Source organism: Streptomyces sp. DT190, assembly GCF_049846985.1.
GTDB lineage: Bacteria > Actinomycetota > Actinomycetes > Streptomycetales > Streptomycetaceae > Streptomyces.
Genome location: NZ_JBNCNM010000008.1, coordinates 1 through 14,558, shown reverse-complemented (window position 1 = coordinate 14,558; position 14,558 = coordinate 1). Strand labels below are relative to the sequence as shown.

15 protein-coding genes, 2 pseudogenes and 1 riboswitch are annotated in these 14,558 nt (G+C 74.5%); of the genes and pseudogenes, 5 read left to right on the top strand and 12 right to left on the bottom strand.

Features of this window, described 5'->3' with window-relative positions:
- Positions 1–82: 82 nt before the first annotated feature.
- The 6 genes from ACPXCS_RS16145 to ACPXCS_RS16120 all read right to left on the bottom strand — a co-directional run bounded on the left by ACPXCS_RS16145 (position 83) and on the right by ACPXCS_RS16120 (position 5,958).
- Positions 83–709, bottom strand: coding sequence for a YigZ family protein (locus ACPXCS_RS16145; protein WP_425950228.1), 627 nt, complete (start codon positions 707–709; stop codon positions 83–85).
- A gap of 27 nt (positions 710–736) precedes the next feature.
- Entirely contained in the window at positions 737–1,279 is a 543-nt protein-coding gene (locus ACPXCS_RS16140) for a SixA phosphatase family protein (protein WP_425950226.1), read from the bottom strand.
- Entirely contained in the window at positions 1,276–2,037 is a 762-nt protein-coding gene (locus tag ACPXCS_RS16135) for a hypothetical protein (protein WP_425950225.1), read from the bottom strand. Before ACPXCS_RS16135 ends, ACPXCS_RS16140 begins: the two co-directional genes overlap by 4 nt.
- 854 nt (positions 2,038–2,891) lie before the next feature.
- Complete coding sequence (locus ACPXCS_RS16130; protein WP_425950472.1) at positions 2,892–3,656, bottom strand: ABC transporter ATP-binding protein; 765 nt, start codon at positions 3,654–3,656, stop codon at positions 2,892–2,894.
- Between the two features lie 233 nt (positions 3,657–3,889).
- Positions 3,890–4,882 carry a FecCD family ABC transporter permease gene (locus ACPXCS_RS16125; RefSeq protein WP_425950470.1) on the bottom strand — a complete coding sequence of 331 codons (993 nt, stop codon included), beginning with the start codon at positions 4,880–4,882 and terminating at the stop codon, positions 3,890–3,892.
- Positions 4,883–4,938: 56 nt separating this feature from the next.
- A complete protein-coding gene (locus tag ACPXCS_RS16120; RefSeq protein ID WP_425950223.1) occupies positions 4,939–5,958 on the bottom strand; it encodes an ABC transporter substrate-binding protein in 1,020 nt (339 codons plus the stop codon).
- Between the two features lie 70 nt (positions 5,959–6,028).
- Positions 6,029–6,218: riboswitch (cobalamin riboswitch) on the bottom strand.
- An 82-nt stretch (positions 6,219–6,300) separates the two neighbouring features.
- Here ACPXCS_RS16120 and ACPXCS_RS16115 point away from each other — a divergent pair.
- Complete coding sequence (locus ACPXCS_RS16115) at positions 6,301–6,711, top strand: CoA-binding protein (RefSeq protein ID WP_425950221.1); 411 nt, start codon at positions 6,301–6,303, stop codon at positions 6,709–6,711.
- 96 nt (positions 6,712–6,807) lie between these two features.
- The gene (locus ACPXCS_RS16110) at positions 6,808–8,031 is read left to right on the top strand and encodes a 4-hydroxybenzoate 3-monooxygenase (protein ID WP_425950220.1); all 1,224 of its coding nucleotides are present in this window, start codon (positions 6,808–6,810) and stop codon (positions 8,029–8,031) included.
- 1 nt (position 8,032) lies between these two features.
- On the opposite strand, the gene ACPXCS_RS16105 is transcribed toward ACPXCS_RS16110, so the two are convergent.
- On the bottom strand, positions 8,033–8,392 hold the full coding sequence (locus ACPXCS_RS16105) for an ArsR/SmtB family transcription factor (protein WP_425950218.1): 360 nt from the start codon (positions 8,390–8,392) through the stop codon (positions 8,033–8,035).
- A gap of 64 nt (positions 8,393–8,456) precedes the next feature.
- On the opposite strand from ACPXCS_RS16105, the pseudogene ACPXCS_RS16100 reads away from it, so the two are divergent.
- Positions 8,457–9,584 (top strand): annotated as a pseudogene (locus tag ACPXCS_RS16100) (cation diffusion facilitator family transporter); the annotation flags it as partial.
- A 4-nt stretch (positions 9,585–9,588) separates the two neighbouring features.
- Here the strand turns inward: ACPXCS_RS16100 and ACPXCS_RS16095 are convergent.
- Positions 9,589–10,146 carry a YbaK/EbsC family protein gene (locus tag ACPXCS_RS16095; RefSeq protein ID WP_425950216.1) on the bottom strand — a complete coding sequence of 186 codons (558 nt, stop codon included), beginning with the start codon at positions 10,144–10,146 and terminating at the stop codon, positions 9,589–9,591.
- 43 nt (positions 10,147–10,189) lie between these two features.
- Positions 10,190–10,762, bottom strand: coding sequence for an XRE family transcriptional regulator (locus tag ACPXCS_RS16090; RefSeq protein WP_425950215.1), 573 nt, complete (start codon positions 10,760–10,762; stop codon positions 10,190–10,192).
- A gap of 97 nt (positions 10,763–10,859) precedes the next feature.
- Here ACPXCS_RS16090 and ACPXCS_RS16085 point away from each other — a divergent pair, with 97 nt between their 5' ends.
- Positions 10,860–11,717 carry an EamA family transporter gene (locus tag ACPXCS_RS16085; protein ID WP_425950213.1) on the top strand — a complete coding sequence of 286 codons (858 nt, stop codon included), beginning with the start codon at positions 10,860–10,862 and terminating at the stop codon, positions 11,715–11,717.
- Between the two features lie 10 nt (positions 11,718–11,727).
- Here ACPXCS_RS16085 and ACPXCS_RS16080 read toward each other — a convergent pair whose 3' ends face one another.
- Positions 11,728–12,525: an acyltransferase gene (locus ACPXCS_RS16080; protein ID WP_425950211.1), complete on the bottom strand. Its 798-nt coding sequence runs from the start codon at positions 12,523–12,525 to the stop codon at positions 11,728–11,730.
- A 109-nt stretch (positions 12,526–12,634) separates the two neighbouring features.
- On the opposite strand from ACPXCS_RS16080, the gene ACPXCS_RS16075 reads away from it, so the two are divergent.
- Complete coding sequence (locus ACPXCS_RS16075; RefSeq protein WP_425950468.1) at positions 12,635–13,162, top strand: gamma carbonic anhydrase family protein; 528 nt, start codon at positions 12,635–12,637, stop codon at positions 13,160–13,162.
- Between the two features lie 52 nt (positions 13,163–13,214).
- Here the strand turns inward: ACPXCS_RS16075 and ACPXCS_RS16070 are convergent, their stop codons facing one another.
- Together ACPXCS_RS16070 and ACPXCS_RS16065 are read right to left on the bottom strand one after the other, a co-directional pair.
- Positions 13,215–13,853, bottom strand: a complete 639-nt coding sequence (locus tag ACPXCS_RS16070) for a DedA family protein (protein ID WP_425950210.1) — start codon at positions 13,851–13,853, stop codon at positions 13,215–13,217.
- 72 nt (positions 13,854–13,925) lie between these two features.
- A pseudogene (locus ACPXCS_RS16065) lies at positions 13,926–14,558 on the bottom strand (phosphoketolase); the annotation flags it as partial.

The following is a 14,558-nucleotide window of genomic DNA, read 5'->3' as shown; positions in this document are numbered from 1 at the left end:
TGACAGCACGGGCGGTTACTCCCGTATCGACCGTCATCTCCCGTCACGAAGGCGACCGTTATGACCGCTTCGGCGCGGAACGTCAGGCGTCCCCGTAGGCCTCGCCGCCCGCCGCGAACCGGGCCGTGCCGGAGGTCACGTCGGCGAGCCAGGCCCGGAACGGCTGGACGTCGGCGTCCGGAAGGGCGATCTCGATGGTGACCGCCTCGCCGTAGCGCACGTCCCGGACCTCGCGTCCGGTGGCGCGCAGGTCGTTCTCCAGCTTCCCGGCCCGCTGGTGGTCGACGGTGACCGTGGCGAGGCGGAACCGGCGGCGGGTGCGGGTGCCGAGGGCGTCCAGGGCCTCGCCGACGGCCCCGCCGTAGGCCCGGATGAGACCGCCCGCGCCGAGCTTGACCCCGCCGTAGTAGCGGGTGACGACGGCGACGACGTACCGCATGTCGCGGCGCAGCAGCATCTGGAGCATGGGGACGCCGGCGGTGCCGCCGGGTTCGCCGTCGTCGCTCGCCTTCTGCACGGAGGCGTCGGCGCCGATGACGTAGGCCCAGCAGTTGTGGGTGGCGTCGGCGTGCTCCTTGCGGACCGCGGCGACGAACGCCTGGGCCTCCTGCTCGGTGGCCGCCGGTGCGAGGGCGCACAGGAAGCGGGAGCGGTTGACCTCGGTCTCGTGCACGCCCGCGCGGGCGACCGTGCGGTATTCGTCCTGCATCGGGCCAGCCTATGCGCGGGCCCGGGGCTACTTCTTCGCGCCCCGGGGCACGGTCACGGACGTCAGCAACGCCGTGTCGGGGCCGAGCTCCCGCCACGCGGTGCCGTGCCAGGACAGGACGGCGATCGCGGCGGTGGGGAACTTGGTGCCGACCCGTTCCAGGGTGTCGTCGAGGCCGTCGTGCGCCAGGGCGAGGACCAGTTCCTCCAGGCCCGGGTTGTGACCGATCAGCAGCAGCGTCTCCACCGCCGCGGGCACCTCGCGCACGACCGCCAGCAGACCGGCCGGTCCGGCGGCGTACAGGCGCCGGTCGAACCGGACCGGCGGGGGCGTGCCCCACTCGGCGGCGGCCAGCTCCCAGGTGCGGCGGGCGCGTACGGCGGTGGAGCACAGGGCGAGGTCGGGCAGACAGTCGGCCTCGGCCAGGGCCCGTCCGGCAGCGGGGGCGTCGCGGCGGCCACGGGGGGCGAGCGGGCGCTCGTGGTCGGCGACGTCCACGGGCCAGGCGGACTTGGCGTGCCGCAGCACGACCAGGCGGCGCAGCGGGCCGGTTCCGGCACGTTGGATCATGAGGAGGTTCCCAGGTCGCGGGTGAGGTCGAGGCCGAGGAGGCGGTCGGCGTAGGCACAGGTCTCGAAGCGGGCGCCGTCCGGCAGCGCCGGGTCGCTCTCCACCCGGCGCAGGACCTGCAGGACGGCGGGCACGTCCAGGTCGTCCTCCCAGGCGTCGCGCAACCGCCCCCGCACGTCGTCGGGGACGGGCCGCGACGGGTGGCGGGCCCACTCCGCGACCGCGGTGCGCCAGCGGGCGAGGGTGGCGCGGGCTTCCTCCAGGGCGGCCTCGTCCAGCCGGACGACGGCGCTGTGGTGCCGGGCCAGCAGGGCGAGACGCAGGACGGCGGGATCGGCGGGATCCACGAGGTCGGCGGGAACGGCGGGATCCGCGGGATCGGCGGGGTGCAACGGTCCTGACCGCACCGGCGCGACGGCGAGCCGGACCCCGTCCGGCGTGGTCACGCCCTCGGCCGCGACATGGACGACCTGCGCCTCGCCCAGTCCGGACCCGACGTCGGGGCTGTCCTCGAAGGGGCGGATGCCCAGTGCCGTGGCCCGGGCCCGCAGCTCCGCCTGGCGGTGGCCGCCGGTCAGCAGGGCCCACACGGGTGTGCCGCCGAGTTCCAGGGCCCGCACGAGGAGGTCCGCGACGAGCAGCACCCGCAGGTGCGTCTCGTCGGAGCCGGGCGCGTGCGCCTCGACGCGCGTCAGGCCCCGGCGGGCCGGGGCGGCGTCGGCCGGCTCGCCGGTACGGGCGTCGATGATGCGCAGCACGAGCCCGAGCGTAGGCGCGCGGACGGGCACGCGCAGTCATGCGCGCCGTTTTCCGGTCACGTCGGCGCGTCACACCGCCGTGCGGGGGTGGTCCGGCACGGCCGGGACGGGCGGACGGGGTACCTGTCTCGCGGGACGGCGGCGCACGGCCGCCCGGCACGGCGGCGACGAACGGAAACCCCGCCACACGGGCCCCCGCCGCACGCGGCTCGCCCAGCACAACGGCGACGAACGGAAACCCCGTGCCACGGGCCCCCGCCGCACACCGCCCGTCCGGCTCGGCGACGACGGACGCGGGCCGTCTCGCGGGGTCCCGGCGCACCGGTCCGCCCGGCACGGCGACGACGACGAACGGAAACCCCGTCCCACGGGCTCCCGCCGCACACCGCCCGTCCGGCTCGGCGACGACGGACGCGGGCCGTCTCGCGGGTCCCGCCGCACCGGTCCGCCCGGCACGGCGACGACGAACGGAAACCCCGCCACACGGCACGCCGCCGCACACCGCCCGTCCGGGACGGGCGGACGGGGTATCCGTCTTGCGGGACGGCGGCGCACGACCCGCACGGCACGGCGGCGACGAACAGGGACCCGTCTCACGGGACCGCTCCCCCGCGGCCCGCCCGGCACAGCGGCGACGGACGCGGGTCCTTCTCACGGGGCCCCGCCGCACGCGGCCCGTGCGGCGCAGCCGCTGCCCCCCCCCCCGCAGGCCTGTCCGCTGCCGCGCGGTCACACGGGACCGTGTCCGCGCTGCCCCGCACCGGCGGGGTCGTCCGGTCCGGTGAAGGCCGGCCCCGCCCGTGCGGTGCCGGGGCGCGCACCGGAGCCGAACGCGGCGGACCGGGCCCGGGGACTCAGTCCAGCGTGCCCAGGAAGCGCACGTGGGGGCGGTCTCCGGGGCCGTCCGTGTGGACGGCGGCCCGTACGCCGTACACCTCGGCGATGAGCCGCTCCGTGAGGACGCCGGCCGGTGTCCCGCCCGCGACGACCCGACCCGCGCGCAGCACGACGACCCGGTCGCAGTACATCGCCGCGAGGTTGAGGTCGTGCAGGGCGACGACGGTGGTGACCGGCAACCGGGCGACCAGGGCGAGCAGATCGAGCTGGTGGTGGATGTCGAGGTGGTTGGTGGGCTCGTCCAGGAGGAGTTCGCGGGGCTCCTGGGCGAGCGCGCGGGCGATCTGGACGCGCTGGCGTTCGCCGCCGGAGAGGGTGTGCCAGGCCCGGCCCGCGTGGTCGGCCATGCCGGTGCGCTCCAGGGCGGCCCGTACGGCCCGCTCGTCGTCCGCCGTCGCGGGTGTCCAGGCCCGCCGGTGCGGGATGCGGCCCAGCCGTACGACGTCCTCCACCGTCAGCTCGACCTGGGTGTCCGACTGCTGCTCGACGACGGCGAGGCGACGGGCGACGGTGCGGCGGGGCAGGTCGCCCAGCGGTGTGCCGTCGAGGGTGACGACTCCCGCGGACGGGGTGAGCAGCCCGGCCATCAGCCGCAGCAGCGTGGACTTGCCGGAGCCGTTGGGGCCGAGGACGCCGACGGTCGAGCCGGGCTCCGGCGCGAGGACGACGCCGTCGAGGATCAGGCGCCCGTCGGCACGGCGCCCGACCCGGTCGGCCCGCAGCCCGCCGGCCCCGTGCCCGGCCTCGTCGGCACCACGCCCGACCTCTTCCGCACCCCGACCGACTTCGTGGGCACCACGCCCGGCCCGTTCCGCATACTCGGCCCGTTCCGCATACTCGGCCCGTTCCGCATACTCGGCCCGTTCCGCATGCGCGGCCCGCTCGGCATGCGCGGCCCGCTTCCCGCGTTCGGCGCCCCGGTCCGCGCCGTCCTCGTCCCGTGCCCCCGCCCCGCTCACCGCACCCTCCGCGTCCGGTACAGCACGGCCACGAAGGCCGGCACCCCGATCAGCGAGGTCACGACGCCGACCGGGACCTCCCGGGGATCGAGGACCGTCCGGGCCAGCGTGTCCACCCACACCAGGAAGACCGCGCCGGCCAGCGCCGTGACCGGCAGCAGCCGGGCGTGCCCGGGTCCGGTCAGCGCGCGGGCGGCGTGCGGCAGGACCAGCCCGACGAAGCCGATCGCCCCGGCCGAGCTGACCAGCGCCGCCGTGAGCAGGGCCGTGACGCACAGCAGCACCAGCCGGGTGCGGGCCACGGACACCCCCAGCGCGGCCGCCGCGTCCTGCCCGAAGGCGAAGGCGTCGAGGGTACGGGCGTACGCGAGGCACACCACCAGGGCCACGGCCAGCACGGCCAGGCACAGCCACACGTCGGTCCAGCCGACCCCGCCGAGCGAGCCGAGGAGCCAGAACAGCACGCCCCGGGTCGTCTCGGCGTCCGCGGACGTCATCACCACGAAGGACGTGAGGGCCGAGAACAGCTGCATGGCGGCGACCCCGGCGAGGACCACCCGGTCGGTGGTGCCGCCCAGGGTGTGGCTGAGCAGCAGCACCAGCGCGAAGGAGACCAGGGCTCCGAGGAACGCGCCGGCGGAGACGGAGACGGCACCGCCGCCCGCGCCCAGCACGACCACGAGCACCGCGCCGGTGGAGGCGCCCGAGGAGACCCCGAGCACGAACGGATCGGCGAGCGGGTTGCGCAGCAGCGACTGCATCACCGCCCCGCACACGGCGAGTCCGGCCCCGCACACGGCCGCGAGCAGGGTGCGGGGCAGCCGCAGTTGCCACACGATGCCGTCCCGGATCGGCGTCAGGTCCGAGCTGCCGAGGCCGAGGTGGGCGGCCACCGCGGACCACACCTCACCGACCCGGATGTCGGCGGGGCCGATGGTGATGGCCACGGCCAGGGAGGCGACGAGCGCGAGGGACCCGGCCGCACCCAGCGCGAGCCCGGTCCGGCGGCGGGGCCGGGCCCCGGCGTCCGCGAGTCCCTTGGCGGTCACTTCACCAGCCCGAACCGGCGCAGCCCCGCGGCCACGCGTTCCACACCCTCGACCGTGCGGATGGTCGGGTTCATGGCCTGCCCGCTGAGCAGCACGTACCGCTTGTGCCGGACGGCGTCCATGTTCTTCGTGGCCGGGTTGGACTCCAGGAAGGCGATCTTCTTCGCGGCCGATTCGGCGGTCTGCGACCTGCGGGTCAGATCACCGATGACGAGGACGTCGGGGTCACGGTCGGCGACCGTCTCCCAGTTGATCTGCGGCCACTCCTCGTGCGTGTCGTCGAAGACGTTCCGCGCGCCCAGCGACCGGGTGATGATGCCGGGCGCCCCGCAACAGCCCGCCATGTAGGGCGACTCGGAGTTGGCGAACCAGTACAGGAGGGTGACGTCCGAGGCGTCGACGCCCGCGGTGGCCTTCCGCATGCGCTGCCGCAGGGAGGCCACGAGTGCGTCGCCGCGCTCGGGCACCCCGAAGACGGCGGCGAGGTCGCGCACTTCGCCGTAGACGGTGTCCATGCCGAGGGCCTCGTCGCGGGCGCCGTCGCCGCCGCCCGAGTTGTCCTTGCCGGCGCAGTCGGACGGGGAGACGTAGGTGGGGACGCCGAGCTTCTCGAACTGCTCACGGGTGGCCACGCCGCCCTGCCCGAGGGTGGAGACGAAGGAGGCGGCGACGAAGTCCGGGTCGGCGTCCAGGACCCGTTCGAAGGAGGGGTTGCCGTCGGCGATGCGCGGCACGGAGGCGTCGGCCTTCTCCAGCCCCTTCATCACGGGGTCGGTCCAGGTGGCGGTGCCCGCGAGGCGGTCGGCGAGGCCGAGGGAGAGCAGGATCTCGGTGGTGCCCTGGTTGAGGGAGACGGCGTGCCGGGGCGGGGCCTCGACGCGGACCGCGTGGCCGCAGTTGCCGAGGGTGACGGCGGCGGCCCGCGCGGGGGTGGGCCCGGCGTCGCCGCAGCCGGTCAGGAGCAGGGAGCCGGCCGCGAGCAGCACGGCGGCACGGGCGGGTGGGGCGAGCGGCACGGGAACCAGTCCTCAGTCGTCGAGGGCCCGATCGCGGAGCCCGGTCGTACGGTGCTCCCCCGCCGCGCTCCGGCCGCGGGGGCCGCCAGCAGGTCTTCGGACTCGGGTTCACCCGGATCGGAGCGCCTTCCCGGACTCACGTGCCGGAGTCCAGTGGCCGAGGCCCCGCCCGTCCCCCTCACCGCTGCGCGTCAGTTCCGGATTCGCACCGGATTCCCTGACCCACGTACATGGGTTCGACTGGCCTCGGCAAGCTATCACGGGGGCTCCCGGGGAATCACCGCACGTCCCGCGGCGTTGCCGGGAGAGCACTTCTTTCACGACGTTCCGAGGAGGCCGCCGGTGTACGGCGACGAGGCAAAGGTCCGCAGGATCCTCAACGAGCTCGGCGACACCTGGGCCGTGGTGGGCCTGTCGTCGAACCGGCAGCGCGCGGCGTACGGCGTCGCGGCGGTGCTCCAGCGCTTCGGCAAGCGGGTCGTGCCCGTCCACCCGAAGGCCGAGACGGTGCACGGCGAGCAGGGGTACGCGAGTCTGGCGGACATCCCCTTCGACGTGGACGTCGTGGACGTGTTCGTCAACGGCGAGCTGGCCGGAGCCGTCGCGGACGAGGCGGTCGCGACGGGCGCGAAGGGCGTCTGGTTCCAGCTGGGCGTGGTCGACGAGGCGGCGTACGAGCGGACCCGCGCCGCGGGCCTGGAGATGGTGATGGACCGCTGCCCGGCGATCGAGATCCCGCGGCTCGGGCGGTGACCGGCGCGGCTCCCCGCCCCGGGGCGGGGAGCCGATGCGCCCCTCCGGCCGTCGTGCGGGTGCCCGCCCGCTGACGCCGGCTCCATAATGAGCGGCATGGCCAACCCCCCGCCGCTCCCCGGCTCCGGCGCTCCGCAACGCTTCCCGGTCGTCGTCGTGGGCGCCGGCCCCGCCGGTCTGACCGTGGCCAACATCCTGCGGGCCGCCTCGGTGGACTGCCTGGTGCTGGAGACCGAGACCCGGGAGTTCATCGAGCGGCGGCCCCGCGCCGGGGTCATCGAGGAATGGGCCGTGCGCGGCCTGGAGAAGCGCGGTCTGGCGCGCAACCTGCTGGACCGCGCGGAGCTGCACACCGCCTGCGAGTTCCGCTTCGGCGGGGAGCGCTACCGCTTCTCCTACGGGGAGCTGACGGGCAGCCACCACTTCGTCTACCCGCAGCCCCTGCTGGTGACGGACCTGGTCCGCGAGTACGCCGACGTGCGCGGCGGCCGGATCCGCTTCGGCGTCCGGGACGTCCGGCTCCACGACCTCGACTCCGACCGGCCCTCGGTGTCGTACGTCTGCCCCGACACGGGTGAACGGCAGGTCGTGCGGACGCAGTTCGTCGCCGGGTGCGACGGGGCGCGCGGGGTGACCCGGGCGTCGCTGCCCCCGGAGCGGGTGCGCGTCGCCCGGCACGACTACGGCATCGGCTGGCTGGCGCTGCTCGCCGAGGCGCCGCCGTCCGCGGACTGCGTGCTGTTCGGCTGTCACGCCCGCGGGTTCGCCGGGCAGATGCCGCGCAGCCCGGAGGTGACGCGCTATTACCTGCAGTGCCCGCCGGGCGACGACCCGGAGAACTGGCCGCACGAGCGGGTCTGGGCGGAGCTCCGGGAGCGGCTCGGAGCGTCCGGCGTGCCGCCGCTGACGGAGGGGCGGCTGATCGAGAAGCGCGTGCTGGACATGCACGACTACGTGGTCGAGCCGATGGTGCACGGCCGGCTCTTCCTCGCCGGCGACGCGGCCCACCTGGTCGCCCCCATCGCCGCCAAGGGCATGAACCTCGCCCTGCACGACGCCTTCCTGCTGGGCGATGCGCTGGTGGACCACCTCACCCGGGGTGAGGACGGCGGTCTGGCCGGCTATGCGGAGGCGTGCCTGAGGCGGGTGTGGGACTACCAGGAGTTCTCGCACTGGCTGTCGGAGGTGTACCACGGCACGGCGGCGGGCGACCCGTTCCGCGCGGGTACCACGCTGGCCCGGCTGCGCCGCCTGTTCACCTCGCCCGCGGCGGCGGCCGCCTTCGCCGAGCAGTACCTCGGGACGGCCGCGCGGTACTGACTCAGTCGTGCGGGGGGTGGTCGCCGATGCGGTGGTCGGCCACGTTCAGCGCCTCGTCGACGAGTCGGCGCAGATGGCCGTCGCGCAGGGAGTAGACGACCCGGCGGCCTTCCTTCCGTGTGCTCACCAGACCCGCGAGCCGCAGGCGCGCCAAGTGCTGGCTGACGGCCGGGCGGGCCGCTCCGCACGCCTGGGTCAGGGTCGTGACGTCGGCCTCTCCCCCGGTCAGGGCGTGCAGCAGGGCGAGCCGGGTCCGGTCCCCGAGCAGCGCGAGGAGTTCGGCGGCGAGCGCGAACTGCTCCTCGCCCGGGTCACGCGGATGCGTATCGTGCGCAGGTGACAGGTGCATGCGTGCGCTCATACGCACATAATGGCGCCAGGGACGCACGCGCGTCCACTCGCCCGCACCGCCGAAGGGAACACCCGTGAGCGACCGGCACGAGCACTCCCACCCCCACGGTCACCCCCACGAGCAGCAGCACGGCCACGACCACGACAGCGATCGCGGCCATGCTCATGACCACACCCACGGCCACGGTCACGGGCCCAGCCCCGGCCCCGGCCACCGGCACGGTCCGCGTCACCGCCTGGGGCACCTCCTCACCCCCCACTCGCACGAGACGGCCGACAAGGTCGACTCCGCACTGGAGTCCTCGGCGCGCGGCATGCGCGCGCTGTGGGTCTCGCTCGCGGTGCTCGGCGCGACGGCGCTGGCCCAGGCGTTCGTGGTGGCTGCCTCCGGTTCGGTGGCCCTGCTCGGGGACACGGTGCACAACACGGCGGACGCGCTGACCGCCGTGCCGCTCGGCATCGCGTTCGTGCTGGGGCGGCGGGCGGCCACGCGCCGCTTCACCTACGGCTACGGCAGGGCCGAGGACCTGGCGGGCCTGGTGATCGTGCTGACGATCGCCGCGTCGGCGGTCTTCGCCGGCTGGACGGCGATCGACCGCCTCCTCGACCCGCGCCCGGTCGAGCACGTCCCGGCGGTCGCCGTGGCCGCGCTGGTGGGGTTCGCGGGCAACGAGTGGGTGGCCCGCTACCGCATCCGCGTCGGCCGCGCGATCGGTTCGGCGGCGCTGGTCGCCGACGGACTGCACGCCCGCACGGACGGGTTCACGTCCCTGGCCGTCCTGCTGGGCGCAGGCGGCTCGGCCCTGGGCCTGCACCTGGCCGACCCGGTCGTCGGCCTGGCCATCACGGCGGCGATCGCCCTGGTCCTGCGGGACGCGGCCCGGGAGGTGTTCCGGCGGGTGCTGGACGCCGTCGACCCGGCCCTGGTCGACCGGGCCGAGCAGGCGCTGAGCGAGGTGCCCGGCGTGCGCGGGGTGGGTGAGCTGCGGCTGCGCTGGATCGGCCACCGGCTGCGCGCCGAGGTGGCGGTCGTGGTGGACGGCGACGCGACGGTGCGCGAGGCCCACCGGATCGCGGTCGACGCGGAGCACGCGCTGCTGCACGCGGTGCCCCGCCTCACCGCGGCCCTGGTGCACGCGGACCCGGAGCCGGTCCCCGGCGAGAGCGATCCCCACCTGCCGCTGGCGCACCACGCGGCGGCGCAGCTCAGGACACCCCGAGCCCTTCCAGGACCACCGCGCCCGGCAGTTCCGCGAACGCCTTGCCGGGGACGAGGAGCTTGCCGCGCCGCCGGCCGCTGCCGACGAGCACGTACGGCAGATCGACCACGGCGGCGTCCACCAGCACGGGCCAGCCGTCCGGCAGGCCGAGCGGGGTGATGCCGCCGTACTCCATGCCGGTCTCGCCGGTGGCCGTGTCCATCGGCGCGAAGGAGGCCTTGCGGGCGCCGAGTTGGCGGCGCACGACGTTGTTCACGTCGACCCGGGTGGTGGACAGCACCACGCAGGCGGCGAGTGTGACCTCACCGCCGCGCTTGCCGGTGACCACCACGCAGTTCGCCGACCGCTCCAGCAGCTCCGGACCGTAGTGCTCCACGAAGGTGGCGGTGTCCGCCCATTCCGGTGCGGTGTCGACGTAGAGGATCCGCTCGGCCGGGACGCCGCCGCACCAGTCGCGTACGGCGGCGGCGACGGGGCCGGTGAGTTCGTCCAGGCAGTCGGGGGCCGGGCGGGCGTCGTCGAAGTGTCCGATGGGTGCGCGCATGGCCGCACGCTAACAACTTCCGGGCGCCTTCGAGCGGGGTGTCTCAGGGCACGGGCGGCACCGAGACGGCCATGACCATCTCCATCGGCGCGTCGCCGGTGTTGCCGTAGGTGTGCGGCACGTTGGCCTCGAAGTGGACGGTCGCGCCCGCGGGGACGCGGTGCTCGACGCCGTCGACGGTGAGCGTCAGCTCGCCCGCCGTGACGTGGAGCAGTTCGGTGGTGCCGGCCGGGTGCGGGTCCGAGGGGCTGGACTCGCCGGGCATCAGCCGCCAGTCCCACATCTCCAGCGGTCCGGGCGCCTCGGTGCCCGCGAGCAGCCGGTTGTAGCTGCCGGCGTCGGTGTGCCAGAGCCGTACGGCCTGGTCGGCGGGGACGATGCGGACGTTCGGGCCCTGCTCGTGTTCCAGCAGCGTGGTGATGCTGACGCCGAGCGCGTCACCGATCTTGACGACGGTGCCGAGGCTGGGGTTGGTGCGGGCCTGCTCGATCTGGATGAGCATGCCGCGGCTGACGCCGGCCCGGGCGGCGAGCACGTCCAGCGTGAAGCCGCGCACCGCGCGCCAGTGCTTGACGCTGCGTGCCAGGGACTGGGTCAGCAGGTCGAGGTCCGACACATTCCGTCCAATATTCTGTATGACACAGTGCAACAGGGCGCACTATGGTGGGGTTGACCTGATCGTTCACCGAACTGTACTGCGAGGTCCGACCCCCATGACAGCGCTCTTCGCCCTGGCCACCAGCGTGCTGTGGGGCCTGGCCGACTTCGGCGGCGGACTGCTGACCCGGCGCGTTCCCGCGCTCACGGTGGTCGTCGTCTCGCAGTCGATCGCCGTGACCGTGCTGGGGGCGGTCGTCGTGGCGACCGGCGGCTGGAGCGAGGCGGGACCGCAGCTGTGGTTCGCCGTGGCGGCCGGCCTCGTCGGGCCCGTGGCGATGCTGGCCTTCTACAAGGCGCTCGCGCTGGGTCCTATGGGCGTGGTCTCGCCGCTCGGCTCGATCGGCGTGGCCGTGCCCGTCGGTGTGGGCCTGGTGCTGGGCGAGCGCCCCGGACTGCTGCAGTTCGTCGGCATCCTGGTCGCCGTCGCCGGGATCTGCCTGGCGGGCGGCCCTCAGTTCCGCGGCGCACCGGTGCAGCGTCAGGCCATCGCGCTGACCCTGCTCGCGGCGTTCGGCTTCGGCGCCGTGATGGCCCTGATCGCGGAGGCCTCGACAACGCTCACCGGCCTGTTCCTCGCCCTGTTCGTGCAGCGGGTGACGAACGTCGCCGCCGGCGGCCTCGCGCTGTACGTCTCCGCGCGGCGCGGCGCGCCCGCCCTTCCGGCGGACGGCTTCCCGTGGCGCGCCCTGCCGGCCCTGGCCTTCGTCGGTCTCGCGGACGTCGCCGCCAACGGCACCTACTCGATCGCGGCCCAGCAGGGCCCCGTGACCGTGGCGGCCGTCCTCGCCTCGCTCTACCCGGTGGTGACGGCGGTGGCCGCGCGCGGCTTCCTGCGCGAACGGCTGCGGGCGATCCAGGCGGCGGGCGCGGGACTGGCCCTGGTGGGTACGGTCCTGCTGGCGTCGGGCTGAGCCCGGCCGCTCAGGAGCCCGGCTCCAGCTCCGCCAGCCCGGCCGCCGCCTCCTCGTCCAGCTCGGCCAGACGGGCCGCCGTCTCCTCGTCGAGTTCCGACAGTGCCCGCAACTGCTCGGGGGTGACGCCCTCCGGTATCGGGACCGGCGCCGGGGTGCGCAGCGGCGGCTGCCAGCCGTCGGCGGCAGTCCAGCGCCGTACGACGCGGGCCGGAGCGCCCGCCACCACGGCGTGGTCCGGCACCGCGCCCCGCACCACCGCGCCCGCGGCGACCACCACGTTCCGCCCGATCCTTGCCCCGGGCAGGATCACCGCTCCGGTGCCGATCCAGCAGCCCGTGCCGATCTCCACCGGCTCCATCCGCGGCCACTGCTTGCCGATCGGCTGGTGCGGGTCGTCGTAGGAGTGGTTCGTGGACGTCACGTACACGTACGGACCGAAGTAGCAGTCGCTGCCGATCGTGACCGTGGTGTCGGCGATGACATGGCTGCCGCGGCCCAGCACCACCCCGTCGCCGACGCGCAGGATGGGGTCCGGGCCGAGGTCCAGGTCGGGCATCAGGCCGGCCGTGAGCGTGACCTGCTCGCCGATGATGCAGTGGGAGCCGAGGTGGATCCAGGGCTCGCCGAAGACCGTGCCGAGCGGGAACGCCAGCCTGGTACCTGTTCCCATGGCGCCGAACCGGTAGCGCCCGGGGTGCTCGGCGGTCACCGAGGCCGTGCGCTGCAGCCAGGCCCAGCCCGCGTGGACGGCGCGCTGCGCGAGGCCCCGCCGCCAGGATGAGAACGTGTTCTTGCGCTTCGGCACGAGCTCACGGTACTCAGCCGACCGAGTCGGCAGGGGCCGAGGGCCTGTGATCTTCGCCCTACCCGGTGGCGTACGGTGCGGTGTGTCCACGACATCTCTGGAGGCGGGCATGGCACAGCGGGCGATGATCACCGGGATCGGCGGCAGGGAGCCGGAGATCGACGACACGGCGTTCGTGGCGCCGACGGCGTCGGTGATCGGGGGCGTGACGCTGGGGGTCGGGGCGAGTGTCTGGTACGGGGCGGTGCTGCGCGGGGACGTCGAGTCGATCTCCGTCGGGGCGAGCAGCAACGTGCAGGACAACTGCACTCTCCACGCCGACCCGGGGTTTCCCGTGACGGTGGGCGAGCGGGTGTCCATCGGGCACAACGCGGTCGTGCACGGGGCGACGGTCGAGGACGACTGCCTGATCGGCATGGGGGCGACCGTGCTGAACGGGGCCGTGATCGGGGCCGGTTCGCTGGTCGCCGCGCAGGCGCTGGTGCCGCAGGGGATGGTCGTGCCGCCCGGTTCGCTGGTCGCCGGGGTGCCCGCCAAGGTCCGGCGGGAGCTGTCGGAGGAGGAGCGGCAGGGCGTCACCCTCAACGGCACCATGTACGCCGAGCTGGCGAAGGCGCACCGGGAGGTGCACGCGTAGGTCGTGCGGCGGGCGCGGCGCCTCGGGGGTCGGCCGCGCCGCTCCCGCGCCGCTAGGGAACCTGCGGTTCCGCCGCCTCCGGCTGCCGGCCCGCCTTCTTCGCCTTGCGCTTGATCACCAGCATGGACGTGACGCCGACCAGGACCGCCGCCACCAGGCCGAGCCACGAGAAGCGCTTCAGCCAGGACTCGGCGACGACGCCGACGTAGTAGATGACGGCCGTCGTGCCGCCGGCCCACAGGATGCCGCCGAGGACGTTGGCGATGGCGAACTTCCAGTACGGCATGCGCAGCACGCCCGCGAGGGGGCCGGCGAAGATGCGCAGCAGGGCGACGAAGCGGCCGAAGAAGACGGCCCACATGCCCCACTTCTCGAACGAGCGCTCGGCGGTGGCGATGTGGCCCTCGCTGAAGTGCCGCGGGAACTTACCGCCCAGCCAGGCCAGCAGGGGCCGCCCGCCCTTGCGGCCGATGGCGTAGCCGATCGAGTCGCCGATGATCGCGCCGGCCGTGGCGCTGGCGCCGAGGACGACGGGGTCGATGTCCCCGTGCTGGGAGGCGAGCAGCGCGGACGAGACCAGGATGATCTCGCCCGGCAGCGGGATGCCCAGGCTCTCCAGGCCGATGACCACGCCCACCAGCGCGTAGACGGCGACCGCGGGTACGGTTTCGAGCCACTCCTGGACGTGCAACGCCGGTTCCTTTCCCTGTGCTTCCCTCCGGGCCCGGGGAAGCCTACCGGCTCACAGGACGTCACCGGCGACTCAGGCGTTCCAGCTCCACTCGGCCACCTCGGGCAGGTCGGTGCCGTGGGCGCGGATCCAGTCGTGGTGACGCAGGCGGGCGTCCTCCATCCGCTGGCGTACGGCGGCCGCGCGCACCGCGAGACCCGGGACCCGGTCGATCACGTCCATGACCAGGCGGTAGCGGTCCATGTCGTTGCTCACCACCATGTCGAAGGGCGTGGTCGTGGTGCCGATCTCCTTGTAGCCGCGGACGTGGAGGTTCTTGTGCCCGGTGCGGCGGTAGGCGAGCCGGTGGATCAGCCAGGGATAGCCGTGGTAGGCGAAGATCACCGGCTTGCCGGTCGTGAACAGGGCGTCGTACTCGGCGTCCGGCATGCCGTGCGGATGCTCCTCCTGCGGCAGCAGCCGGGCCAGGTCGACGACGTTCACCACGCGCACCGCCAGTTCGGGCAGGTGGTGACGCAGCAGGTGGGCGGCGGCCAGGGTCTCCTGGGTGGGGACGTCGCCGGCGCAGGCCAGGACGACGTCGGGCTCACGGGTGCCGTCCTCGGTGCCGGCCCAGTCCCAGACGCCTGCGCCGCGGGCGCAGTGGACCTTGGCCTCGTCCATGGTCAGCCAGTCGAAGCAGGGCTGCTTGCCGGCCACGATCAC